This window comes from Blautia sp. OF03-15BH, assembly GCF_003463065.1.
Lineage (GTDB): Bacteria > Bacillota > Clostridia > Lachnospirales > Lachnospiraceae > Limivivens.
The window spans coordinates 78567-104835 of the sequence record NZ_QSCM01000009.1 but is presented as its reverse complement, the minus strand read 5'-3'; the positions used below and the strand labels follow the sequence as shown (position 1 = coordinate 104835).

General features: G+C 46.7%; 21 protein-coding genes. 16 read left to right on the top strand and 5 right to left on the bottom strand.

Annotated features, from left to right (window positions below):
- Nucleotides 1-174 precede the first annotated feature (174 nt).
- Entirely contained in the window at nucleotides 175-1482 is a 1308-nt protein-coding gene (locus DXA57_RS11175) for an MATE family efflux transporter (RefSeq protein ID WP_199612723.1), read from the bottom strand.
- Nucleotides 1483-1740: 258 nt separating this feature from the next.
- On the opposite strand from DXA57_RS11175, the gene DXA57_RS11170 reads away from it, so the two are divergent.
- Nucleotides 1741-2124 carry a BlaI/MecI/CopY family transcriptional regulator gene (locus DXA57_RS11170; protein WP_117767452.1) on the top strand — a complete coding sequence of 128 codons (384 nt, stop codon included), beginning with the start codon at nucleotides 1741-1743 and terminating at the stop codon, nucleotides 2122-2124.
- A 51-nt stretch (nucleotides 2125-2175) separates the two neighbouring features.
- Here the strand turns inward: DXA57_RS11170 and DXA57_RS11165 are convergent, their stop codons facing one another.
- Nucleotides 2176-3552: an aminopeptidase gene (locus DXA57_RS11165; protein ID WP_117767451.1), complete on the bottom strand. Its 1377-nt coding sequence runs from the start codon at nucleotides 3550-3552 to the stop codon at nucleotides 2176-2178.
- 19 nt (nucleotides 3553-3571) lie between these two features.
- Nucleotides 3572-4366 carry a pyrroline-5-carboxylate reductase gene (proC, locus tag DXA57_RS11160; RefSeq protein WP_117767450.1) on the bottom strand — a complete coding sequence of 265 codons (795 nt, stop codon included), beginning with the start codon at nucleotides 4364-4366 and terminating at the stop codon, nucleotides 3572-3574.
- A gap of 425 nt (nucleotides 4367-4791) precedes the next feature.
- Between proC and DXA57_RS11155 the strand changes: the two genes are divergently transcribed.
- Nucleotides 4792-5637, top strand: coding sequence for a GNAT family N-acetyltransferase (locus DXA57_RS11155; RefSeq protein WP_330423252.1), 846 nt, complete (start codon nucleotides 4792-4794; stop codon nucleotides 5635-5637).
- Between the two features lie 17 nt (nucleotides 5638-5654).
- Entirely contained in the window at nucleotides 5655-6512 is an 858-nt protein-coding gene (locus tag DXA57_RS11150) for a class I SAM-dependent methyltransferase (RefSeq protein ID WP_117767449.1), read from the top strand.
- Nucleotides 6513-6610: 98 nt separating this feature from the next.
- On the opposite strand, the gene DXA57_RS11145 is transcribed toward DXA57_RS11150, so the two are convergent.
- Nucleotides 6611-7444 carry a putative manganese transporter gene (locus tag DXA57_RS11145; protein ID WP_117767448.1) on the bottom strand — a complete coding sequence of 278 codons (834 nt, stop codon included), beginning with the start codon at nucleotides 7442-7444 and terminating at the stop codon, nucleotides 6611-6613.
- Nucleotides 7445-7620: 176 nt separating this feature from the next.
- Between DXA57_RS11145 and DXA57_RS11140 the strand changes: the two genes are divergently transcribed.
- From DXA57_RS11140 to DXA57_RS11095, 8 genes are all read left to right on the top strand, one after another.
- Nucleotides 7621-9033: an amidophosphoribosyltransferase gene (locus DXA57_RS11140; protein ID WP_117767447.1), complete on the top strand. Its 1413-nt coding sequence runs from the start codon at nucleotides 7621-7623 to the stop codon at nucleotides 9031-9033.
- 197 nt (nucleotides 9034-9230) lie between these two features.
- Nucleotides 9231-10106 (top strand): transglutaminase-like domain-containing protein, encoded by an 876-nt coding sequence (locus tag DXA57_RS11135; protein ID WP_117767446.1) that lies wholly within the window; start codon nucleotides 9231-9233, stop codon nucleotides 10104-10106.
- A 21-nt stretch (nucleotides 10107-10127) separates the two neighbouring features.
- Nucleotides 10128-10784 (top strand): hypothetical protein, encoded by a 657-nt coding sequence (locus DXA57_RS11130; RefSeq protein WP_117767445.1) that lies wholly within the window; start codon nucleotides 10128-10130, stop codon nucleotides 10782-10784.
- A 14-nt stretch (nucleotides 10785-10798) separates the two neighbouring features.
- Nucleotides 10799-12193, top strand: a complete 1395-nt coding sequence (locus DXA57_RS11125) for an MBOAT family O-acyltransferase (RefSeq protein ID WP_117767444.1) — start codon at nucleotides 10799-10801, stop codon at nucleotides 12191-12193.
- A gap of 12 nt (nucleotides 12194-12205) precedes the next feature.
- Nucleotides 12206-13606: an alginate O-acetyltransferase AlgX-related protein gene (locus DXA57_RS11120; RefSeq protein ID WP_117767443.1), complete on the top strand. Its 1401-nt coding sequence runs from the start codon at nucleotides 12206-12208 to the stop codon at nucleotides 13604-13606.
- Nucleotides 13603-14535 carry an SH3 domain-containing protein gene (locus tag DXA57_RS17220; RefSeq protein WP_158571306.1) on the top strand — a complete coding sequence of 311 codons (933 nt, stop codon included), beginning with the start codon at nucleotides 13603-13605 and terminating at the stop codon, nucleotides 14533-14535. Before DXA57_RS11120 ends, DXA57_RS17220 begins: the two co-directional genes overlap by 4 nt.
- Before the next feature lie 41 nt (nucleotides 14536-14576).
- Entirely contained in the window at nucleotides 14577-15587 is a 1011-nt protein-coding gene (locus DXA57_RS11100) for an N-acetylmuramoyl-L-alanine amidase family protein (RefSeq protein ID WP_117767442.1), read from the top strand.
- 22 nt (nucleotides 15588-15609) lie between these two features.
- Nucleotides 15610-16641 (top strand): transglutaminase domain-containing protein, encoded by a 1032-nt coding sequence (locus tag DXA57_RS11095; RefSeq protein ID WP_158571305.1) that lies wholly within the window; start codon nucleotides 15610-15612, stop codon nucleotides 16639-16641.
- Between the two features lie 68 nt (nucleotides 16642-16709).
- Here DXA57_RS11095 and DXA57_RS11090 read toward each other — a convergent pair whose 3' ends face one another.
- A complete protein-coding gene (locus DXA57_RS11090) occupies nucleotides 16710-18164 on the bottom strand; it encodes a hypothetical protein (RefSeq protein ID WP_117767440.1) in 1455 nt (484 codons plus the stop codon).
- Nucleotides 18165-18528: 364 nt separating this feature from the next.
- Between DXA57_RS11090 and DXA57_RS11085 the strand changes: the two genes are divergently transcribed.
- From DXA57_RS11085 to rplC, 5 genes are all read left to right on the top strand, one after another.
- Entirely contained in the window at nucleotides 18529-22617 is a 4089-nt protein-coding gene (locus tag DXA57_RS11085; RefSeq protein ID WP_158571304.1) for an Ig-like domain-containing protein, read from the top strand.
- A gap of 69 nt (nucleotides 22618-22686) precedes the next feature.
- The gene (locus tag DXA57_RS11080; protein ID WP_117767438.1) at nucleotides 22687-23037 is read left to right on the top strand and encodes a DUF3592 domain-containing protein; all 351 of its coding nucleotides are present in this window, start codon (nucleotides 22687-22689) and stop codon (nucleotides 23035-23037) included.
- A gap of 68 nt (nucleotides 23038-23105) precedes the next feature.
- Entirely contained in the window at nucleotides 23106-24704 is a 1599-nt protein-coding gene (locus tag DXA57_RS11075; RefSeq protein ID WP_117767437.1) for a nitrite/sulfite reductase, read from the top strand.
- 448 nt (nucleotides 24705-25152) lie between these two features.
- Nucleotides 25153-25473, top strand: a complete 321-nt coding sequence (gene rpsJ / locus DXA57_RS11070; RefSeq protein WP_117767436.1) for a 30S ribosomal protein S10 — start codon at nucleotides 25153-25155, stop codon at nucleotides 25471-25473.
- 138 nt (nucleotides 25474-25611) lie between these two features.
- Complete coding sequence (gene rplC / locus DXA57_RS11065) at nucleotides 25612-26247, top strand: 50S ribosomal protein L3 (protein WP_117767435.1); 636 nt, start codon at nucleotides 25612-25614, stop codon at nucleotides 26245-26247.
- The last annotated feature ends 22 nt before the right edge of the window (nucleotides 26248-26269 follow it).

The following is a 26269-nucleotide window of genomic DNA, read 5'->3' as shown; positions in this document are numbered from 1 at the left end:
ATAAATGCCTCCTATATTAACTATTTATTCAGTCGGATTCATGAATCTGATTGATTATTTCTTTCTTCAGTTCTGTATTATAGCACCTTTTTGAAAAAGTGAAGCAGGAAAATTGTGAAAGTTTTGTGACGAAAAAACCCCGGCTGCAGTGAGCCGGGATTGCAAAGGTCTGATTTACTGACTGAGTTTTTTTAACTGCCGCAAAGTCAGGAAGAGAGCAAGGCAGGCGGCCAGAAAATCTGCGATGGGAGCAGAATAAAGGACACCGTCGATGCCAAAGAAACGGGGCAGGATCAGGATCAGCGGCAGCAGGAAAATAATCTGTCTGGTCAGAGAGATGAAGATTCCATAAACCGGTTTTCCAATGGCTGTGAAAAAGTTTCCGGCTACAGGCTGGATTCCATTCAGGAAGGTGAAAAACAGGAAGATCCGGAAATAACGGCTGGCGAAAGTGAAATATTCCTCGCTTCCGGAGCCAAAGATTCCTGTGATCTGTCTGGGAAACAGCTGGAATAAAAGGAAGGCCAGTGTGCAGATCAGTGTAGAAGCTGTCAGGGTTTTAAGGACAGCTTCCCGGACACGGTCATAGTTTTCTGCACCATAGTTGAAGCTGGCGATTGGCTGCATACCCTGGGACAATCCGATGGAAATGGAGAAAAAGATCATATTCACCTTACTGATGATACCGGCACAGGCCAGGGGGATCTCACCTCCGTAAACGGACTGGCTTCCGTAAAAAACCAGAACATTGTTCATAACGACCTGAACGATCATGATAGCTAGCTGGTTTAAGAAGGGAGACATTCCAAGCGAAATGATCCGGCCGCAGGCATAGCCTCTGGGTTTTAATTCTTTCAGGGTCAGCTTAACGGTCTTGAAATGCGTCAGATACCGGATGACCATCAGGGCAGAAATGATCTGACCGATGATGGTGGCCCAGGCAGCGCCTGCCATTCCCATGTCAAAGCCAAAGATAAAAAGCGGATCCAGGATCAGATTGACCAGACAGCCAACCAGAGTGCAGGTCATGGAAAAACGGGGACTGCCGTCAGCACGCACCAGGTTGGAACCACCGGTAGACAGGATCAAAAAGGGGAATCCAAAAGCCGTGATGGAAGTATAGGTCTGTGAATAGGTCAGAATATCTGCTGTGGCTCCGAAAAGCTTCAGGAGCGGGTTCAGGAAGAGGCAGACCACAAGGCAGAGACAGATACCGAAAGAAAGCATGAGGAAAATGGCATTTCCGATAAAGTGTTTGGCTTCTTCTGCTTTTTTCCGTCCCATGGAAAGATTGAAATTCGCAGCGCCTCCGATCCCGAAGAGAAGAGAGACTGCGGTACAGGTGATCGTCAAAGGAAAAGCGACATTCGTGGCGGCATTTCCCTGCATACCGACACTGTGGCCGATGAAAAACTGATCTACCATGTTGTAAAGAGCGCTTACCAGCATGGCAATGATGCTTGGGATAGCGAATCGGGCCATCAGATGATTGATCGGTTCACAGCCAAGCGGGTTTTCGTGTTGATTTTCCAAAAAAATATCCTCCTTTTCTTATGTACGGGCAAAAAAATAGACGCGCCTGTAAAAAAGACGGACGCCCTTCTGTTTATTATCCATGTAATTGTCCCAAAAGTCAAGAGTTAAGGGAATTGTTAAGAGATTCTTGTGGACAAAAAGAAAAAGACTGTTTATAATAGGAACGGGTAGGAAGATTTATCTGCTAATCAGGAGGGACATGAAATGAAGAAACCATTTGTTTTGACACCGAGCGAAGAAGATCTGATGAATATTTTCTGGCTTGAAAACCGTCCGCTTACCAGTGTGGAGCTGACGGAGCTGAGCAAAGAGCATGGCTGGAACCAGGAATATATTCTGAACATGCTGCGTTCCATCAAGAAAAAAGGAATGGTGGAAGTTTGTGGTACAGTTCAGTATAACAAACAGTACGCCAGAAGCTTCTGTTACTGTGTCTCAAGAGCTGCCTATGCTGCAAAACTGGCAGCATCTGTCGGGATCGACCGTTCTATGCTGGCCGAGACCATTGATGCACTGGTGAAAAACGTCTGCCAGACAGAAGATACGGCAGGCTGCGTAGAGGAAGTTCTGCAGGAATTAAAAAAGTAAGGAAAAAGACCTTCATCCCTGTTCATAAGGGATGAAGGTCTTTTTATATGTTCAGGCGTTCAGGAATGCGATGTATCCCTTCAGCGCTTCATAAAGGTCCGCTTTGCTGATGATCTCCCAGGGAGCATGCATGCTCAGTACGGGAACACCACTGTCGATAACGTCCATACCATATTTGGCCATGAGATAAGCGATGGTTCCGCCGCCGCCTGCATCAACCTTACCAAGCTCGGCTGTCTGCCAGGTTACATTGGCATCGTCCATGATCCGACGAACGAGAGCCACGTACTCGGCGTTGGCATCATTAGAGCCGCTCTTTCCGCCGGAACCGGTGTATTTGTTGAAGGTCAGTCCCTTTCCAAGGAAAGAAGAGTTGTTTTTCTCCATGACAGAAGGATAGTTGGGATCAAAACCTGCACTTACATCAGAGGAAAGCATACGGGAATTGTTCAGACATCTTCTTACCTTCAGGTCATTGTAATCACCGCAGGCATTGATCACTTCTGCTACGGTATTCTCGAAACAGAAAGAAGTCATTCCGGTAGCACCGGTACTTCCGATTTCCTCTTTATCAACGAGCAGGCAGACAGCGGTACGTTTTACGCTGCCGAGCTCAAACATTGCCTCATAGGAGGGGTATGCGCAGACACGGTCATCATGGCCGTAACCCATGATCATGCTGCGGTCAAAGCCGTAATCTCTTGCAGCGCCTGCAGGAACAACCTCGATCTCTGCGGAGATGAAATCATCTTCCTCGATATCGTATTTCTCTTTCAGGAGAGCCAGAACATTTTTCTTAACGGCATCTTTCTCTTCATCTTTTACGGGAATGCTTCCGATGAGGAGGTTCAGATCCTCACCCTCGATGATCTTGGATGCGGTCTTAGCCATCTGCTCACGGGCCAGATGCGGAAGCAGATCGGAGATTCCGAATACAGGATCACTGGGATCATCACCAATGGCAATATCTACGGTTGTGCCGTCTTTTTTAGCGACAACGCCGTAAAGGGCCAGAGGAAGAGCTACCCACTGGTATTTCTTGATTCCGCCGTAGTAGTGAGTGTCGAACATAGCCATATCGGTATCTTCATAGAGCGGGTTCTGCTTCAGGTCGATACGCGGGGAGTCGATGTGGGCACCAACGATATTCATACCGTTTTCCAGAGGCTCTTCACCGATCTGGAACATAGCAAGTGTTTTACCCATGCAGACAGAGTAAACTTTGTCACCGGCCTTCAGAGCTTTTCCGGATGCGATCACATCCTGAAGATCCTCATAACCATGCGCTTTTGCTTCTGCAACAGCCAGTTTTACACACTCACGCTCGGTCTTACCGAGGCTTAAGAACTGACGGTAGTTTTCTGCAAATGTAAATACTTTTTCCATTTCTTCCTGGGAATATTTTTCCCATGCGATTTTTCTTTCCATCTTGAAAAATCCTCCTTACTTATAATCCTTTGCTTTTTCTGGTGCAGGCACGGAGTGCTTCGATCACCGCACTGCGCATGCCTTTTTCCTCCAGAACAGACAATCCCTCGATCGTGGTACCTCCGGGAGAGCATACCATATCTTTGAGTTCACCGGGATGTTTGCCGGTCTTGAGTACCATTTCCGCACTGCCGAGGACAGCCTGGGCTGCAAAATGATAAGCCTGTGCCCGTGGCATACCGTCTGCTACGGCTGCGTCAGCCATGGCTTCGATGAACATGAAGACGTAGGCGGGAGAACAGCCGCTGACAGAAGCAACCACATCCATAAGCCGTTCCGGAACCACTTCCGCTTCTCCCAGAGAGGAGAAAAGGCGAAGGATCAAAGCAGTTTCTTCTTCTGTAACATGTTCGCCGGGGGCAATACCGGTAATGCCGGCACCGATCATGGAGGGAGTATTGGGCATGCAGCGGATCGTTTTAACCGGACGATCAAACTGCTCTTCCAGCCACTGATGAGTCTTGCCCGGAGCAATGGATACCACAAGGGTGTTCGGCCGGATCTGTTCACGGACTTCATGAATGACTTCTGCGTAGAACTGGGGCTTGACAGCCAGTACGAGAACATCAGAGACAGCAGCCACTTCCAGGTTGTTGTCAGTGACTGTGATTCCGAATTTTTCACGGAGAGCGTTTCGGGATGCTTCGTGGAGAGCGGAAGCGATCAATTCTTCTTTGAAAAGAAGCTGATTTTTCAAAATTCCGCTGACCATGGCACCTCCCATATTTCCACAGCCAATAAAACCTAACCGCATAATTTCAGACCTCCTTAGCTTAGATGAAACGCAGGAGAGATTCCCGCGTACAGGACAGAAGATACTGCCGGATGAACGGCAGACATCGTGTGTCACGCGTGCGCCGGAAGAGAAGCAAAGGACTCTTACCGACACGCTGTATTCACTGTACCAAAATAAGGAGAGAAGGTCAAGTTTTATATTGATTCCGGACGGTTTTTCCATTATACTTAGATACACCATAGCAATTCTGCAAAATACTGCGTTCATAAGCAAGTAGCGAAGCGGATTGCGAATGTCCGCTTTACTTGCTATAAGCTCCCAAACTCAAAAATTATTCGCATCTGTCTGGAGGGAGATTTGAGTTTTGGCTTCTACAGGAGCTGCATTGCAGCGAAAAAAATTGCAGGTATCCGAATATTTCCGGAAGAAAGAAGGAATACAGTTTGAATCGTGAAGCATATATGAAACTCATTGAGGAGATCTCATTGAATGCCTGGCCCTCCCATAAGATCGAACTTTATGACGGCTGGCTCATACGGTTTTCTCACAATTATACACACCGGACCAACAGTGTGCAGCAGGTAGGGATTTCTTCTGTTCCCGTGGAGGAAAAGATCGCATACTGCGAGGCGATGTATGCCAATTATCATACGCCGGCCATTTTTAAGATCAATCCGTTGATGGACCCGTCCTTTGACCGGATGCTGGAGGAGAGAGGATATGAGATCCAGCATATCACAGAAGTGATGACTATGGATCTGAAGAAACTGAACGCGTATGCGCCTCTTTCTGCGGAATATGAATACTATGGAAGAAATTCCGGTTTGCCTTCTTCTATTTATTACCCGAACGAGACGATCGTACAGCTTCGTGACCGGATCACGGATGAATGGATCCATTCGCTCTTTCGCCTGAATGGTACTTCCAATCCCACACTCCGGCGGATCGTTCCTTCTATGTTTAAAGCGATCCCAAAGGAAACGATTGTGGCCAGCGTGGAGATCGAAGGCAGGACTGTGGCTGTGGGCCTGGGGATCCTGGACCGTGGACATGTGGGGCTTTATGCCATTTATGTGGATGCCAGCTGCAGGAGAAAAGGACTGGGACGCTGTATCTGCAGCTCCATTCTTTCCGAGGCGAAAAAGAAAGGCGCAGAACATGCCTACCTTCAGGTAGTGAAGGGAAATGTTCATGCGAAACATTTGTATACAACATTAGGCTATGAAGATTTCTATACGTACTGGTTCCGGGGGAAAAATGTCATCGGAACGCAGCAGGAGATCAGTTAAGAAGAAAGGATAACGATATGTGGATTGCAGATCAGTGGAAAGATTATGAAGTACTGGATACGTCCGAAGGAGAAAAACTGGAGCGCTGGGGAGAGTATCTTCTGGTGCGTCCGGATCCTCAGGTCATCTGGAATACTCCGAAGGAGCTTCCGGGCTGGAGAAAAATGAACGGCCATTATCACAGAAGCAGCAAGGGCGGTGGAGAATGGGAGTTTTTTGATCTGCCCAAACAGTGGGAGATCGCTTATAAAGAGCTTCGCTTCAATCTGAAACCTTTCAGCTTTAAGCATACGGGGCTTTTTCCGGAACAGGCAGTGAACTGGGACTGGTTTTCTGATAAGATCAGAAATGCAGGACGCCCGGTAAAAGTATTGAACCTTTTTGCCTATACCGGTGGAGCAACGCTGGCAGCAGCGGCCGCAGGAGCAGCTGTGACGCATGTAGATGCCTCCAAGGGCATGGTAAACTGGGCAAAAGAAAATGCAAAATCTTCCGGTCTTGAGGAGGCACCGATCCGTTGGCTGGTGGATGACTGTATGAAATTTGTGGAGCGGGAGATCCGCCGTGGCAACCACTATGACGGCATCATCATGGATCCGCCCTCCTATGGAAGAGGTCCCAAAGGAGAAATCTGGAAAATCGAGGACTCCATTTATGATTTTATCCGGCTTTGCACGAAGATCCTCAGCGATGATCCGTTATTTTTCCTTGTGAATTCCTATACTACAGGTCTTGCACCTGCAGTGCTTACCTATATGCTGTCTACGGAGCTGAAAAGGTTCGGTGGTCATGTGGATTCTCAGGAAATCGGCCTGCCGGTAACAAAGACCGGCCTGGTGCTGCCCTGCGGTGCATCCGGACGCTGGGAGAAATAAAAAAAAACATCTGACAGGAGATATACCCTGAAATTGATACGGGCATATCCGGTCAGATGGTTTTTTTGTATTCCGGCTGTACTCAGCAGTAAGGTGGTTTAAGCAAAAAGCTCCAGAATTATTCCGGCAAGGACGCCGATCACATAGAGAAGGCTGAGTATTTTTAAGTTTTCTCTTTTGTCTTTGTTCATTTTGAACAGCACCAGAAGGCCGGCGCCGGCTCCGGTGCAGAGTCCGGCAACAACGGAGGCAAAGCTGATCGCTCCGCTCAGATAAAGCTGGGTCAGGATCACGGAGGCCGCACAGTTGGGGATCAGACCAATGAGGGCAGCCAGGACCGGCTGGAAAACGGTATTGCCGAGAAGCCAGGCAGAAAGCTGTTCTGCACCTGTCAGTTCCATGACAACATTCAGGATCAGAGTCAGAACCAGAAGCCAGGAAAAGAGATGGATGGTATGGTGAAGAGCGGGTTTTAAAATACCGTTTTCTTCCTCACAATGGCAGTCGGAGCAGATCTGCTCCATATTTCTTCCCTGTCGCTGCTTGAAAAAGATCAGATCTGTCACATATCCGGCAAGAATGCCGATGATGACTTTGGTCAGCATAAGCTTCAGAATATCGCTTCCGCGGCTGGAATCCGCCAGCAGAAGAATGATTGCCTCATCTGAAGTGGAAAGATAGACAGCGAGAAGGGTACCAAGTGTGATCAGTCCACCGGCATAGAGGTTGGAAGCGATGACAGAAAATCCACATTGGGGGATACAGCCAAGAAGGGACCCGGCCAGAGGCCCTCCCCATTTGGACTTTTTCAGGATCGCGTCCATATGTTTTCCATAATGCTTTTCCGCTGCCTCCATGAGAAGGAATGCACCGAAAAGAAATGGAAGCGTTTTCAGAGAATCAAGGATCGCGTCAAGTAAAACATCAAACATGAAGCTCCTCCTTTCTGTTAAATGGTTCATTTTTTTGCATCGAACCCTATTGTAAAGGAATTCCTACTGGAATGCAAAGACTTTTTGAAAAAATGGATTGATTTTTCTATGTTTTATTGCTATCCTTAAATAGTTTTAGAGCGTTTCACACCAAGACAGATAAAGGAGATTTGATCATGGGTGGATTTTTTGCAGTAGCTTCAAAAGAAAATTGTGTACTTGACCTGTTTTTCGGAACGGACTATCATTCACACCTGGGAACAAGAAGAGCCGGTATGGCAGTTCACGGGGCAGAGGGATTCAACCGGGCGATCCATAATATTCAGAATTCCCCTTTCCGTACAAAGTTTGAACAGGATGTGGAAGAACTGGATGGAAATCTGGGAATCGGCTGTATTTCAGATTTTGATCCGCAGCCTTTACTGGTACATTCCCATCTGGGAAGCTTTGCCATTACTTGTGTGGGAAAGATCAACAATGCCGATGCACTGATACAGGAGTGCTTTGAGAAAGGCTTCAGTCATTTCCTGGAGATGAGCAACGGAAATATCAATCAGACAGAGATCGTGGCAGCACTGATCAATCAGAAAAATTCTCTTGTAGATGGATTGAAATTTGTGCAGGAGAAGGTGGAAGGTTCCATGACCGTACTGGTCATGACGGATAAAGGAATTTATTGTTCCAGAGACCGCCTGGGACGGACACCGGTGATCCTGGGTAAAAAAGACGGAGCCTACTGTGCTTCCTTTGAAAGCTTTGCCTATCTGAATTTAGGTTACGATCATCTGAAAGATCTGGGACCGGCAGAGATCGTCTATATGACACCGGAGGGCGTGGAGACCGTCAGCGAGCCGGGAGAAGAGATGAAGATCTGTTCCTTCCTGTGGGTTTATTATGGTTATCCCACATCCACCTATGAGGGAGTAAACGTTGAGGAAATGCGTTATGCCTGCGGCCGTATGCTGGCGAAGCGGGATAAGGATAACGTGCATCCGGACAGTGTGGCAGGTGTTCCGGATTCCGGTATTGCCCATGCCGTTGGTTATGCCAATGAGTCAGGAATTCCGTTTTCCCGTCCTTTCATCAAATATACACCGACCTGGCCGAGATCCTTTATGCCGACGACACAGAGCCAGAGAAATCTGATCGCCAAGATGAAGCTGATCCCTGTGGATGGTCTGATCCGGGATAAAAAACTTCTTCTTATCGATGACTCCATTGTCCGCGGAACACAGCTTCGGGAAACCACAGAGTTTCTTTATCACAGCGGAGCCAAAGAGGTACATATCCGTCCGGCCTGCCCGCCGCTGGTCTATGGCTGTAAATTCCTGAATTTCTCCCGGTCTTCTTCTGAACTGGATCTGATCACGAGACGGATCATTCAGGAAAGAGAAGGGGATAACCCCAGTGCTGAGACTCTGCAGGATTACGCAGATCCGGACAGTCAGAATTATGCGGAAATGGTGGAAGAGATCCGTAAGAGATTGAACTTTACCTCTCTCCGGTTTCATCGTCTGGATGATCTTGTGGAATCCATCGGTCTTCCGAAATGTAAACTCTGTACCTATTGCTGGGACGGAAAAGAATAAAGAATAAAGAATAAGAGAAGAACCGGTTCATGGAAGGAAGATCCATGGAGCGGTTCTTTTTATACCGCAAAGATTTCTGACGCAGCAGTTTGCAGAATTGCTATATTTTCTTGAACTGAACAGGAGGAAAATGGTATAATAAAAAAGAATGCGCAGACCATCGTCTGCTGGAGAAATGTGAGAGGAGAGTGTATTCTATGAACAACAGGAAAAGAATGGCAGTACTGCTTATGGCTGGTGTTTTAAGTGTACCCCAGGGAGGTAGTATCCTTGCCCAGGCAGCAGAAGAGCCGGAGACAGCCACAGCAGCAGAGAGCCTTTCCACAGCCAAAACATCCAACGGTCTGGTGAAGAAAAAGGGAAAGTATTATTACTACAAAAGTGGAAGAATGCTGAAAAACCGCTGGGTGACGGTGAAGAAAAAGAAATATTATCTGGGAGCAGACGGAGCGGCTAAGACCGGCTGGTATACGATCGGTGCCAAAACCTACTATTTTGGTACCACCGGCGTGATGAATTCCAGATTTACCAAGTCTGTGAGTGCGGATCTTCGGAAAGTTATCACTTCCGTGGACCGGATCGCCAAGAGCCAGAAAATCACCTATAAGACCGGAACCAATACGGCTCTTTTAAAACTCTATAATTATATGAGAAATACCTGCAAATATGGGCGGGAAGACTTCCCTGCAGCTTCTCAGAAGGGCTGGGATGTCACTTATGCGGGAAAAATGCTGAGCACAAAGGCAGGAAACTGCTACAGCTTTGCGGCCGCTTATGCCTATCTGGTGAAACGGACCACCGGCCTTCCCGTGAGAATTGCTATGGGAAGCACAAACCTTTTCCGGGAGAGCAACTGGCAGCTTCATGCCTGGTGTGAGGTCCAGATCGGTAAAACCTGGTATACCTTCGATCCTAACGCAGCCTGGGTGGCAAAAAATAATCCCCAAGGCATCACGAACCCAGCCGCCAAAGGCAAATCCTTCTACAAACAGAAACGCAGCGCCATGGTCGGAAAGCTCTATAAAGGAGCCAATGGCGTCGGAAATCCCACCTATGTGGATGTAAAGATCTGATCAGGAAAGGAAGTTTGAGATATGAGAAAGAACAAAGCAATGACAGCTATTCTCGCCTGCACGATGGCTCTTCAGGCTCCGGTGGCAGCAGGAGCAGCAGCTCCGTTGGACAACAACGCGAAGGCAGTGGTCTCCACGGAGAATACCCTTCAGACCGCAGCAAAGAAAAAAGGTCTGAAACTTGAAAGAGGAAAATATTACTACTACAAAAATGGTGTCAAGGTAAAAAACAAATGGCTCACGCTGAAGAGAAATGGAAAATATTATAAGTATTATTTCGGAGCCAATGGAGCCGCCTATGCCGGGACCAAAGTGTATGGCACCTCCGTTCCCGCAGTCAAAAAGATCAGCGGTGCTTACTACGGTTTCGACCGTCTGGGTCATATGCTGAAAGGTACCTATGTGGCGAATAATAAATTCTATGTATTTTCTTCCAAAAACGGAAAAATGAACGGAACACTCAGCGTGAAACTCCGTTCCGCCTGCAAGTACAAGAAGAGTACTGCTACGTTGAAGCGGCTTCTGAAAAACATTGGCCTCAAACCGCTGAAGACTCAAAAACTGGAAGGCTGCTACGGCGATGGTTATGACGTTATCTATACTTATAAAAACTTCCAGATTTCTGCCCATGAGAATCTGGATGGAACCGAAATCTTTTTAGGCCTCATCGCCAGATAAGGAGAACAGAAGCAATGGTTTTCAGTTCCATGGTGTTTTTATGTATCTTTCTTCCTGTGGTATTCCTGCTTCATCTGCTGCTTCCCGGGATCCGGGCAAAAAACGGAATGCTTCTTCTTGCGAGCCTGGCGTTTTATGCTTATGGAGAGCCGGTCTATGTGATTTTGATGATCGCTTCCGCATTTGTCAATTACCTTTCGGCTCTTCTGATCGGGAAAAATCCGGCGAGGAAAAAAGCAGTCATGGCAGTCAATGTGATCCTGAACCTGGGTGTACTGGTGCTGTTTAAATACACCGGTTTCCTGGCAGAATCCGTGAATACTATTTTTGGAACAGCAATTCCGATGCCATCCATCCGTCTTCCTATCGGAATTTCCTTCTTTACATTCCAGGCAATGTCCTACGTCATTGATGTTTATCGGGGTGTGACCGGAGCACAGAAAAATTTTGGAAAGGTACTTCTGTATATTTCCTTCTTTCCGCAGCTCATTGCCGGACCGATCGTGAAGTATCATGACATCGCGCAGGAGATCGAGAATCGGACACAGACAGTGGACGGTGTCACAGATGGCATCCGCCGTTTTGTTGTGGGACTTTCCAAAAAGGTATTGATCTCCAATACAGTCGGACTGGTGGCGGACACTCTTTTTGCGGCAGATGTTTCCGGTCTCAATGCGGCGGCAGCCTGGATCGGAGCAGTTTCCTATATGCTGCAGATCTATTTTGATTTCAGCGGATACAGTGATATGGCCATTGGGCTGGGAGAAATGTTTGGTTTTCATTTCAAGGAAAACTTTAACTATCCTTACATTTCCGGAAGCATCCGGGAATTCTGGCGGAGATGGCATATGTCTCTTTCCGGCTGGTTTCAGGAGTATCTTTATATTCCGCTGGGAGGCAGCCGGAAAGGAAAGATCCGGACGGTCATCAACAAATTCATTGTGTTTCTCTGTACCGGTATCTGGCATGGTGCCAACGTGACCTTCCTTTTCTGGGGGCTGTATCATGGCTGTTTCCTCATGCTGGAGGAAATTGTCCCGGCTATCCGGGAACAGGGGGGAAAAGTGAAAAGCTTTTTCCAGCACGTCTATACCCTGCTGGTAGTCCTGATCGGTTTTGTTTTCTTCCGGGCCGACAGCATGCATCAGGGCGCTGCCTGGATAAAGACCATGTTTACGGGCTTCGGAAGCAATACGGCAGCCATGTCCCTTGCACTGGAACAGCTGACGCCTCTTTATCTGGTGACCGCTGCAGTGGGGATCGTTGCCTGCTGCCCGGTTAAAATGCTGGTGAAAAAAGGCAGAGCCTACGAAGCAGTGACAGCAGCAGGAAGTCTGGCGCTTTTGCTTCTCTGTATGCTGAGTCTGGCCAGCGGTACCTACAATCCCTTTATTTATTTCCGGTTTTAGGAGGCAGAACCGATGAAAAAATGGAAATTGGCATACAGTGTCCTGTTTTTCGGCATCTGCCTGACCCCTTTTGTCGGGATGGGGCTCACCAAAGAAGAGGCATCCACAGAAAACCGGACACTCAGCGCTTTTCCGTCTTTGAAGACGGAGGGAGGGCTGAATATCAACTGGCTCTCCGAGGCGGGAGACTACTTTCAGGATCATTTTGCTTTCCGGAATGAACTTGTGACAGCAAATGCCCTGGTGAACGGAAAAATCTTTCAGGTTTCCACGGCTTCCGGCGTGATCCAGGGAAGCGGAGGCTGGCTCTATTATAAGGATTCTCTGGATGATTATCTGGGGATCAACCAGCTTTCAGACAGAGGGCTTTTCAACATTGCCCATACGCTGTCTCTGATGCAGAAGAATCTGACAGCAAGAGGAAAAAAATTTCTTTTTACGGTCGCACCAAACAAGAACTCTCTTTATGGAGAGCATATGCCCTATTATGATTCGCTGAAGGTTACCGAGGTCAATCATCTGGCCCGGCTGACACCCATTCTGGAACAGGAAGGGGTCAATTATACAGATCTCAAGAGTCTTTTTGACGCGCAGGATGAAGTCCTTTACCACGAGAGAGATTCCCACTGGAATAACAAAGGAGCGGCGCTGGCGGCAGACGCCATCATGACGGATCTGGTGAAAATCCATGATTCTTATAAAGACGAAACTTACGAGATCCGAACCGACCACATCGGTGATCTGGACAAAATGCTTTATCCGAGAGCCTTGACGCCGGAGGATGAAGTTTATTATGACAAGGCGACAACGTTTGCCTACGTGGGTGAAGTGGAGAGCAATTTCGACCCGAAGATCACCACGGTAAATCCGGTGAAGGAGGGGAGCCTTGTGATGTACCGGGATTCCTTCGGAAATACCCTTCTTCCTTTCTTTGCGGACGCCTACGCCAACGCTTATTTTTCCAGGGGTGTTCCTTATCAGCTCAGTGATGTGGATGCGCAGAATGCGGATACGGTTGTTGTGGAACGGGCAGAACGTTTTCTGCCGGAAATGGCGAAAAACCCACCGGTGCTGGAGGGAAGCCTGACACTTCTTGATAAAGAGGAAGAAGCGACAGATGCTGACGGAGCAGAAAATGTAGTCATGCGCAGACAGGGGCTTTTCTTCCAGATCACAGGAAGGATCCGCCCGGAATATCTGGACTGGGATTCCAGAATTTATGTACGTGTCAACGGACAGACGGTTTATGAAGCATTTCCGAGAAGTGAGGAAGGAAGCGATGGAGCTTTTACACTCTATCTTTCCACAGATAAGCTTTCCGGAGCGGGAGACCGCGTGGAAATCCTCACAGACCGTGGAGAAGTCCTTGATAAAATATATGATCATGAAATAACGGAGGAGATCAAGCAATGAAAAAAAAGACAGTAAAAGCAATGCTGGGACTGGCAGTGGTATCTGTACTTGGAATGACCGCACCGGCTGTGTCTGCAGCAGAAACAGAGACAGAAACGGTCAGCACTGAGCTGGAAAGCGAGAGCGAAACAGAGACAGAAACAGAGACAGAAACAGAGACAGAAGCCGCACCGGATGTAGAAGTAAAACAAGATGGCAAGACCATTGTGACTTTGAAAAATGAATCCGGTTATGTGGTGAAAGAGGCTCTTGCGGGCACCACGGAAACAGCGGAAGAGGAGACAGAAACCGAAGCCGATGCTGAGAAGGAAGAGAACGTTGCAGGTATTACACTTACCGGTGAGGATGGAGAGGTCCATGTTTTTCCGGATGCAGATGTAACAGCCATGACAGAACCGGTACTGGTAAAGGATCATGGTTTCCTTTATATCCAGTACAAAAATGCTGAAGGTAAAGAGAAGGAGGCAGCTGAGACTGCGGAGGAAGTGGAATTTGATCAGCCGGAAACCATGTATGTGGTGAATGACGTTTATATCCGTGCAGAGGCAAATGGCGATTCCGAGGCGTTGGCAGTGGCATCTTTAGGACAGGAGATCCGCGTGATCGGAGCAGCTCCGAAATGGTATAAAGTAGAGCAGGGAGAAGTAACCGGTTATATTGCACGTTCTTTCCTGAGCAAAGACAAAGAGAGTGCAGATGCAGCTGTGAAAGCGGAAGAAGCAGCGCAGGCTCAGGTGGCGGCAGCGGCAGCAGCTCAGCAGGCGGCAGCTCAGCAGGCAGCAGCTCAGGCCTCTGCCGGACAGAGCAGTGCAGCACCACAGGGCAAATATGAAGTGAGCCGTCAGGCTTATGATGACTGTGACGGAAGCGGTCATGGCTATTATGAGATCACCTATTCCGACGGAAGCACCGCAAGAGAAGAGTATTGATCAATCGTTCAGAACATCAGTAATAAGAAAGAGAGAAAAATATGAAAAAGAGAAAAATCAGCCTTCTGGCTTTGCTGATCTGTCTCCTTCTGAGTCTGCCGGTTTCTGCAGCAGCAGCGAAAAAAGATGGGTGGCATAAGGCCTCCAACGGAGTGGTTTATTATTATAAGAATGGAAAGATTGCAAAGGGCTTTGTTAAGATCAAAAATAAGACCTGCTATTTCAACAAAAAGGGAAAACTGGTAAAAAATGCCTGGGTCATTTATAAAGGAAAGAAATACCGGGCAGACCGCTGCGGTACGATCAAAAAGAACTGTTTTGTGAAAGTAGACGGTAAGTTTTATTCGCTGAAAGCAGATGGAAGCGTGAGAAAAGGCTGGCAGAAGTTTTCTTATGGGATTTCCTATTTTGGCAAGGACGGAGCCATTCGGAAAGGGCTTACGGTCATCAACGGGAGAACGTATCTTTTTAGCCAGAAAGGAATTCTTCTCACCGGAACCCAGACGGTAGGAAAGACCACCTATTATCTTTCGGACAGAGGACGGTTGGAGATGAAGAAGGTTTCCACCGGAAACGGAACACTCTACTATGACGGAAATGGCAAAAAACTCAGCGATGTGAAGGTGCAGGATATCGAAACGCTGGAGCGGGCGGAAAAGATCGCTGCAGAGATCACAAATTCAGGTATGAGTCAGTCACAGAAGCTGAAAGCCTGCTTTGACTGGGTCATCAAGAAACCCTATGTGATGAGACGGAAATTTGTCAATGAACCGGGCTGGCCGGCACTTTATGCCAATGATCATTTCCTGCTCGGTGGTGGAAACTGCGAATCCGATGCAGCAGCGTTTGCCTATCTGGCAAAGGCCATTGGTTACACCGATATTCATGTCTGCACCGATTCTGACGGAACCTACGGGCTGGCACACAGCTGGGCTGAGATCAATGGTCTGGTTTACGATCCGCTGTTTGCAGAGGCAAAAGATTACAATAAATATTACGGAGCTCCCTATGGAGTCTACGAACTGCATCCAATCCTCCGTGTAGCACTTTAAGAAGCTAAGGAGAATGCATGAGATGAGGCAGATAAGAAGATGTGCAGTCTTAAGTACGGTTATTTTATTTGTGTTTTTTGCGTTGACTCCGGCAATGGCTGCTGAGAATGCGGAATGCATAAAGAAAGTAACGGTAGATGACTATTCGGACAGGATGGCACAGATCCGACCACGGATCAGCCGATGGGTGACGTATAAGGGACACAAATATTGGTACAATTCCAGAGGAAAGATGGTCAAAGATGCCATCATTAAGCTTAACGGGAAGTTTTACTGCTTCGATGAGCGAGGACGTCTCATGACCAGCCGCTTTATCCGGAAAGGTACGAAGGTTTATTTTGCCAACAGCAAAGGACAGTTTCTTACCGGCTGGAGAAAAATCAATAAAAAGCAGTTTTATTTCAGTGAGCGTGGGCGTGCGCTGCCGGGAATCCGGACCATCGGGAAAAAGAAATACTGCTTTTCCTATCGGGGAGAGATGCTTACCGGCTGGCAGATCGTTGACGGTAAAAAATATTATTTTAATTCGAAGACAGGCGTGATGCTCAAGAATCGTACCATTGATGGGACGAAGATCAATTTCAAAGGAGAAGCGCCTCTGAACAAATCGGAACTCCTGGAACTCAAATGTCAGGAAATCGTAGGTCAGATCACCAATGACTCTATGAGCCGTTCAGATAAGATCCGCTCCTGCTATAATTATATGGTGAGCCACAGCAATTTCAGTTACATGACCTGGAGAGATTATAGTTACTATGATGACTGGGATGTGGATTATGCATATGAAATGCTGACGTCTCATATGGGAAACTGTTACAATTTTGCGGCAGCGTTTGCGCATCTGACAAAAGCCGTAGGCTGTGATGCCACGATAGTGCGCGGGCGTATCCATGGAACCAGAGACGGAGCAGGAGATGGCTTTACCCGCCACTGTTGGACGATTGTGGATGGACTTTGCTATGATACGGAGCTGGCCTTTGTCGGAGAAGCGTCTGTTTACGGAAACGGCGGCTACCCATTAACCTGTCAGATTAATGGGTATGATACACTTTAACTGGTTAAAAAATAAAACCTTCCTCTTTTGATATTTTTGTGAGAGGAAGGTTTTTTATAAGTAGGATTTCACTTATGAAGCTGTTCCTGCGAAAAATCCTGTATTGTTTCTTCCAGAAAAGCAATCTGTTCTTCCTGGCTGTAGATCCATTCGCTGGAAGGCAGTGATTCCAGAAATAAATAGATCCATTTAGAAAGATTTGGTTCATTGATGCGGTAAGCCTCGAAATTATCGTCATTATTATAATACCCGACAAAATTGATGCTTTTTGACATTGCATCAATCATGGCATTGGGATGAATAGGAAGAAGATTGCTTTTTATCAGGTGATATTCTATATTCTTTGAAGGATGGGTACATCGGTTTAACAGACGCTTCAGAACCAACAGCCGTTCCTGGGGATTCAATGGGGTATAGAGGCTGTGCGGGAGATATTCCAACCAGCCGTTTTTCAGAAACTGAAGGACCGATTCCTTGGTATAATGAAACACCCGTTTCCGCTCCATCAGATATTCGGAACGGTAGATAAAATCCGACAGGAGTTGTTCTGTTTTCTCATCTCGGACCGACAGATGATTATAAAGCATATCTCTGGAAAGAAAAGAAAGAGAGCAGAATGAATTTTCCAGAGAATAATAGGTATAGCTTTTCAGAGAACGTTCTGCTTTCATAAAGGCATTCTGAAGATTGTCAAGACCGCTGACGGAACTCATAAGGACCTGACCGGAAGCATACAGTGTCTGAAATCTTTTTTCAAAAAAAGCGATTTCTTCCGAATTGGTAAAAACAAGACCCTGTTCTTCACCGGTAAGGGCAAGAACGATCTTATGACCAAAAATAAGCAGTGTGTCAAAGATTGTAGTACGGCGGTCAAAAGAGTCGTTGTAGGTATACACATATTTTGGTGAGTAAGCAAAGCCACAGAAGAAATAGCGCAAAATGGGTTTTAAGGTATCCAGATTATGAGATTCGCTTTCCGGATAAGTGTGACTGTCCAGGCGGAAAAGATGCTCTACCTGCACCCTGGAATTGTGAAGAATAGGGGGGATACTTTCTTTTAAAAAAGAGTGTTGTTCGCCGCCGAGCATCAGCACCGAGCCTTTTTCTTTCTGCGTAGCCTGCTGAAGCAGAAGTTTTCTGAGACAGGCATTGATCTCCAGTTCACTGGAAAGAAAAGCGGAACCGGAAAAAGGGTAAGCCTCATAAGTGACTGGTGGAAACGCACGAAGGTCTCTGGGGCCGATGGAGGAAATAATCTCCTGAATGGAATGAAGGCAGCGGAATGCCTCTTTTCCAATGTTTTCAATGTGAAATTCCTGCAACAGCCGGATTTCTTCTGCTTTAGGGCACTGGAGAGCATAGATCAGAGAGAGGACGTTCAGTGTATATTTTTTTGTGAAACGGACTCCTTTGCGGAGTTTGTAGAGATAACTGACGGGAATGCCGCTGGCTTCCTGGAGCTCCAGCATGGAGAGGTTGGAGCGGGCGATGGCGTGATCAAGTAAATCAGAAAAATCGGACAAGGAAGAATCCTCCTTTACTTAAAAATATAAAGTGTAAATATAAACCATTTTATTCTAAAGAAAAAAGAATGTCAAGAGATGCAAGACAAAGTAAAAAAATGTCTAAAAGAATGTCTAAATCTACCGAAGAAGAAAAAATAGTGTAAAATAATTATGGTGTCAAAAGCACGTTTTTATTCAGACGGATTAGTAAAAGATGTGGATCCGGCCCCTCCTTCCCAACCCGCCGGATTTTCTGTCCAAAATAATCTGCAAAATAAGAACGTGCATTTTTTGTGATGATTCAGCAGCACTTTTTAATAGTCTGGAGACAGGCGGATTTTCAGCTCATCCGGACAGATTTACAGTGAGGAGGAAAGAGAGAATGAAAAAAATCTGGAAAAAAACGGGAATACTGCTTCTGGCTCTTCTGGTGTTTCTCATGCCGTTATCGTTGAAAAGCCAGGCGGCTGCAGCAAAGCCACAGAAGCTGAAACTCAGTGCAGCAAAGGAATCTCTGCTGCCGGGGAAAAGGATCACCTTAAAAGTCAAAGCAGTAACGCCGGCGACAGCGTCAAAAAGTGTGCTTTGGAGGTCTTCTGATCCGAAAGTCGCATCCGTGGATAAAAAAGGGCGGGTGATAGCGAAAAAACCGGGCACTGCAAAAATTACAGCAACAAGCAGAAGCAACAGGAAAGCGAAAGCCGTGTGTAGGGTAACCGTCTTCAAAAAGGGGACGGCAGCACGTTCCATTACTCTGAATAAAACGAAGCTCACGCTGATGAAAGGAAAATCCCAGACCTTAAAGATAAAACGGATAAGGCCGCTTGGAGCCAGCAGCAGAGTGAAATGGACCAGCAGCAACAAAAAGGTGGCAGTGGTAAACAGTAAAGGAAAGGTGACAGCAAAAGGCAAGGGTACAGCTGTCATCAAAGCAGTCAGCGCCAAAAATAAAAAAGCGGTTGCAAGGTGTAAAGTGACAGTCTATCAAAAAACGGTAAAACTGGTAAATGACGGACTGGCCTCTTATTCAAAAAAAGTAGGTGATGTTTTCCAGGTTTCTGCCTATGTTTCCATTCCGGAATCCGGTTATTCCCCGATTGCCTGGTCATCATCGGATAAAAGTGTGGCAGAAATAACTGCCAAAGGAAAAGTAACCTGCAAAAAGACCGGAAAAACAACGTTGAAGGCCGTTTCCGGAGGGAAAAGCATCCGGATCGCGCTGACAGTATCCGAAAGAACAGCACAGGACGGAATGGAAATCAGCAGGGGAGAATGGATCCATCTGTTGATGCAGGGCTTACAGAAGCAGGTTGCTGCGAAAGAAAACCTGGCAGTTCACTATTTTGGAGATACCGAAGGAACCGTCTACGAGGCGGAGATTGAAACAGCCCAGATGAGCGGAATCCTACCGCCGGCAGATTCGGAAGGATTTGAAGATTCGGAGCAGGATATTCCGTTGTTCCGTCCGGAAGAAACAGCAACCAGGGAGTTTGCCGCCTATACGGCAGTAAAAGCACTGGGCTTCCAGAATGACGGAACCAGGCTGAACAGTGAGGATGCTTCTGAGCTCAGATATCCGGAAGAAGACAACATTGCAGTGAGACAGAAGCTTCTGCTTCTGAAAGCGAACTGTTTTCAGCCGTCCACTCCGTTTACTTACGGAGACAAGGATGTATTGTTTGATGCAGTTTCTCTTTTAAACCGTTATCAGAACAAGAATACAGCCCCGGCAAAAACAACCCAGTCTGTAAGCTATGAAAAAAATGTGATTCAGGCTCCGCTGAAGAAGACAACCGGATATACAATTACAAAGAATGGCGATGGTTCTTATACAGTCGTTCTTCCAGCCACGAGTGCTGCAAAGAACATCAAAAAGGGCAGAGTGTTTGTACTTCCGGCCAACAAGAACCATCCAAACGGAGTTGCACTGAAAGCAGTCAGCGTAAAAAAACAGGGCGCTAATTATAAGATCAACGGCAAAGTGCCGGAAGTTCAGGAGGTTTTATCGGAAGTATCCTTTGACGGGCAGCTGGATGTAAAACCGGATCAGTTTATTCCGGCAGAGGGCGTCAGCTGTGTATACAATCCTTCAGAGGGACTGAGCACGGGAACGATCGGCGGAAGTATGAAAGTACCGGGCTCCTGGACCTTTACCCTGGATAACAAGAAGCTGTCAGAGAAAGCAGCGGCTAAAGGAACACTTACGGTAACAATTCCGGATGTCACCTGTAAATTAAAAACAGGAAAAGGTTTTTCTATCGAAGAGCTGACGCTTTCCACGACACAGAAAGTAAAATTCAAAGGAAGTATTGATTACAAATTTGCAGAAACCAAATATACGATGAAGGGCGGTTCGGGCCACGAGTATGAATTCTCCAGGATCGAACTGGGACGTACGCCGCCCCTGAAGCTTGGAACGACAGGTCTGTCACTGGAAATCGTCTTTTTCTATACGGCAGGTGTGAACGGTTCTGCAAGCTTTACTTATGAGATCCAGGCAACAGAAGGCTTTCAGTATGCCAATGGAAATTTTAGAAATCTGAGCGGCTTTGAGGACAGCCTGGACAGTTTTTCTCTTTGTGGAACGGCAAAAGCCGGGCTGGGAGCAAGCCTGGTGCTGGATGCCTTTGAACTCATTGATCTTGTTGGTGTGGACGCACAGGGCGGTATCCAGGGAAAAGCAGAATTTACAGAGCATGACATGAATGGCGGCGTGCTTCTTTCTGAACCGCTGTATTGTGCAAATGGTGTGATCAATGCTTACTTAAGTATGGAATTGGATCCGGAGACTGCATTTGGCAAGCTTCTCTCCAAGAAGCATCACTATACCTGTTCCTGGGATCTGCTCACGGAAAAGAACAGCCCGTTGAAGCTGAGCATCCATCTGGAAAACGGACAAAAAGTAGAAGAGTGTACCCTTGGAAAAGGTTCGATATCCGGAAGTGTGCAGGATGCCGATTCACACAAGGCACTGAAAAAATCCAGAGTCCTTCTCTATCTGAACGGGGATGAATTGAAAAATGTCTATACGGATGAGGAAGGAAATTATACGCTGACGGCTCTGGCTCCGGGTGATTATACGCTGAAAATATCGGCGACCGGATATAAGACCTACGAAAATACCGTGTCCGTAAAGAAGAACGAAGTGACCTATGCAGAAGCTTCTATGATGGTTGACCGGAAGAAAACAACAGAGGGAACGGTATATGGAAATATTGTCAATGCACTGACTGGTGAGAAGCTGGATGGTGTGACCTATGAAGTCAGAAAGAACTGGAATAATAGCCTGGGAGCTCCGCTCGAGAGCGGTACTGTGGATGAAAGCTACTCTCTGAAGCTGGAAGCCGGAAACTATACAATCCATTTTGCAAAAGCAGATTTCATTGCAAATAATGTAAATGTGACGGTGGTAGGCGATAAGAGCAGTGAAATTCCGGCTTATCTGTCACCGGAAAATGTAAAGGTGGGGAATGACCTTCGCATTGTCCTGATCTGGGGCCGTTCTCCGGCAGACCTGGATTCCCATCTCCTCGGAACAGGCAGTGATGGCGATGATTTCCATATCTATTACCGGAATGAAACGTATACGGAAAATGGCGAAAAGACAGCAAATCTTGACCTGGATGATACAAATGGTTACGGACCGGAAACGACAACGGTCTATTCCATCAATCCGAATGGAAGCTACAGTTATTATGTACACAATTACACGGATAAAGGCTACAGCTATAGCAGCTCGCTTTCCACTTCGAGAGCAATGGTAAAAATTTATACCGGAAACCAGATCATTGCAAAATATTCGGTTCCGACTGGAAAAATCGGAACACTCTGGCATGTATTTGACTATGATCCATCGGCAGGAGTCGTGACAGGAGTGAATGAGATGACAAATCTTTATAGTCCTTCCAGCCTGTCAAGGGGCTATGACCGGACGCTTGCACAAAGAGAAGAAATCTGGCAGGATATTCAGGAAAACCCGAAGGAAGAAACACGGCAGAAAACGGATATTTCTGAAACAGAGCCTGAAACAGCGGAAACAGAACAGCGAACAGACAGCGAGTTGTCTGAGTTGGAAGAAATGCTGGGTGTTCTTCCGGAAGAGGAAAGGACGGTATTGCGTACGCTGGCAGAAAGCCGGAACTGGGAAGATGCCGAAAAAGCGGCAGCGTCGTTTGCAGAATTTCCGGAACAGTCCAGAAAACGGATGCTGGAGCTTCTGCGCCGGCTTTATGAGAAAAAGCAGGTTTCCTTTGCAGCTGTGACAGGACTTTATGCCGCAGATGCTTCAGACAGGACAGAGATCGTCTCCATACCTGTCAAAAGTATAAGGGAACTGGATGAGAAAGATCTGACTGTTCTGGCACAGCTGGTTCAGACCGAGCCGGAGACCGGAAGCCAGATGGCAGAATTGCTTTTCAATGCCGGAAAGCTTACGGGAGAGCAGATGGAAAGAATAAAAGAAGGAAGGTAACTACCCAGGAACCACGGTTAAAAGGAGGACATTATTATAGGTAAAAAAAGGATTGGAGCGTTTTGTCTGATGGCTGCAGCCATACTGCTTCTGCTCATTGGATATGATATTTTTCAGAGAAAAAACTTCCAGAAAACGGAAGGGCAGGTGGTAACTGTCGGATGGCAGGGAGATCTGCAGACAGAGAACCAGGAAGAATATATCATGGTCAGCTATATGGCTGATGGTGTTTCCTATGTGGAAAAACAGCAGATTTTGTCACGCATTTTTTACAGAGAAGGACAAAAGGTCACCGTCTATTATGATAAGAAGGATCCTCACAGGACATGGAACAGGCTGCGGCTGCCGTTTATGCTGGCTCTGCTTGTGTTGTGCCTGTCCTGTGGCATGATGGCTTTCAGAAAAGAAAGACAAATGTAGAACTCCCGTTGTTCTTCTGACTTTTTGGTGGTATACTTTTGAGAGAAATCAACAGGAGGAATGTAGAGATGAAACCGATAGAATCCGCTTCCTGGAAGCAGGACCTTCCTGCTTTCCGAGAAAAAACAGCAGCCTTTTACAGAGGCGAGTTAAAGAAAAATGATTACAAAGGCTTTTCCGGTCTTTACGGAAGCTATGCTCAGAAGGACGGAAAGGCAAGTATGCTCCGTCTCCGCATGACAGCGGGCAGCGTTTCAAAAGAAAAAATGCTTTTTATCGCAAATATGATCCGGGAATATCAGGTAAAAAAAATGCATTTTACTACCTGTCAGTCCATTCAGCTTCATGATCTGGATGAAACAGCAGTCTGTGAAATCATGGAAAAAGCACTGGATGCAGGAATTGTGACTATGGGCGGAGGCGGAGACTTTCCGAGAAATATCATGTGTTCCCCGTTGGCCGGAGTGGAAAAGGGAGAGTATTTTAACGTGGAACCCTATGCAAAAGCAGCAGGCGACTACCTCATGCACTTTATCAAAGCAGAGAAAATGCCGAGAAAACTCAAAGTCGGTTTCTCCGGCTCTCCGGAAAATCTTACGCATGCAACCTACCGGGATCTTGGCTTTGCAGCCAGAAAAGATGGGACATTTGACATTTACAGTGCCGGAGGACTGGGAAATAATCCACGTTTTGGGGTAAAAGTGGCAGAAGCAGTTCAGCCGGAAGAGATCCTCTATTATATCAAAGCCATGTGGCTGACCTTCCGCACATATGGGAATTATGAGAATCGCGGCAAGGCAAGAACCCGTTATATGCAGGAAGCCTTGGGCGGGGCGGACAAATACAAAGAAGCTTTTCTTGAAAAACTGAAAGAAGTGTATGCGTCTGGAGAAAATCTGAAACTGAAAAAGACTGGAGAAGCATCTGCAGAGGAGTGCGGTGGTCTTTTGGAAGAGAACGTTACGGAAAAGACAGGAGATGGCACGGTTTTCTCAGGAAGCAATGTTGTGGAACAGAAACAGGGAGGACTGTATGCCCTGGCCTGGCATCCGATCGGTGGCCTGCCGTCAGTGGAAACTTTCTGCGAGATGGCAGCTGCCATGAAAGAGATAGAAGGGGCAGAACTTCGTCTGGCTCCCTATGAAACCGCTTATGTCATCAATCTGACCGGCAAAGAGGCGGAGGTAATTGACAGGATCATTCGGAAAGATACGGCCGTAACAAGATTTGAAACATCTGTCAGCTGTATTGGAGCATCCATCTGTCAGGTGGGACTTCGTGATTCACAGGGACTGCTGGCTGCCTGTGTGAAGAAGGTGAAAGAAGCCGCTATTCCGGATGGAGCATTGCCGCAGATCCATATTTCCGGCTGTCCTTCCTCCTGCGGCACACATCAGACAGGTCCTATGGGATTTCGAGGAGCTTCTGTAAAGATTGATGGAAAATCAGAGCCTGCTTATCTTCTTTATCTTAATGGATGTGAACGTCAGGGAGAAGAACGCATGGGGCATGAAGCAGGAATGATGACGGAAGAGGACATTCCGGAATTTCTGGTAGAACTTGGAAAAACGGTTGCAGAAAGCGGAATGGATTTCAATACCTGGAATGAAAAACATCCGGATGGTATCGAAAAGATCGCAGTACCTTATCTGCGACAGAACCCGTAAAAGAGATCTTACCATTATATATAAGGAAGAAACTGTTTCTTTAAAACTCCGGTCTGGTGAAAAAAGTGCCAGATCGGAGTTTTTCAGCAGAAAAACACTCGGAAAAACAAAAATTGAAAAAAATTAAAAAAATTTGAAAAAACCTCTTGCATTTTGAAATCCTTTCCGTTATAATACAAACTGTTGTGACCTTGATAGCGTTGAAACGTGAGGTTGCTGCGGGTATCCGCAGGTTTTCCGTGGAGCGAATGTCAAGTTTAAAAACTGGCGACAAGTCACTGTACTAAAACTGACCATCACAGAAAAGGAACATAATTGTGTTCGGGAGCCTGAAACACACCAGGCCTTGATGGAAAACAACCCGGAATGTAGATGAAACACCCGGGAGCGTGTACAGTCACCGCTTGTCGTACTCATTAAAAGTGCGAATAAGGAGGCGACTTTTTTTATGGCAAGTCAGGTAATGAGAATCACTCTCAAAGCGTATGATCATCAGTTAATCGATGCATCTGCTAAAAAAATCATTGAAACTGTAAAGAAAAATGGAGCACAGGTGAGCGGACCGGTTCCCCTTCCCACTAAGAAAGAGGTAGTAACCATTCTTCGTGCCGTTCATAAGTACAAAGATTCCAGAGAACAGTTTGAGCAGAGAACTCACAAGAGACTGATCGATATCACCGCTCCGACCCAGAAGACAGTAGATGCACTGTCCAGACTGGAAATGCCCGCTGGTGTCTATGTTGACATCAAGATGAAAGCAAAAGGCTGATAAGCCAAAACAATTCTTTGATTAGAGCGAATCCTAAAAGGTTGATATAGAAGTAACGTCAAGTTCCACTTATATTGACTGTTTGACTAGGATGATCACAAAACGTGATCCGCTGTAGAAAAACAGGAGGTAAAAAGAATGAAGAAAGCGATCTTAGCTACAAAAGTCGGAATGACTCAGATCTTCAACGAAGACGGAGTATTAACCCCGGTAACCGTACTTCAGGCTGGACCCTGTGTAGTAACTCAGGTAAAGACCGAGGATAACGACGGTTACAAAGCAGTACAGGTAGGTTTTGTTGACAAGAGAGAGAAACTCATCAACAAACCGCTGAAAGGACACTTTGACAAGGCTGGCGTATCTTACAAGAGATATGTAAGAGAGTTCAGATTTGAAAACGCAGAGGAGTACGCAGTTGCTCAGGAGATCAAAGCAGACATCTTCACCGCTGGTGACAAGATCGATGCTACTGCAATTTCCAAAGGTAAAGGCTTCCAGGGTGCGATCAAGAAACACGGACAGCACAGAGGTCCCATGGCTCATGGTTCTAAATTCCATCGTCATCAGGGTTCTAACGGAGCTTGTTCCGATCCGTCCAAAGTTTTCAAAGGAAAAGGAATGCCCGGTCATATGGGTCACAAACAGATCACTGTTCAGAACCTTGAGATCGTTAAAATTGACGTAGAAAACAATCTTCTCTTAGTGAAAGGTGCCGTACCGGGACCGAAGAAAGCATTAGTAACTGTTAAAGAGACCGTTAAGTCCGGTAAATAAGGCACTTTTTAGGAAAGGAGGA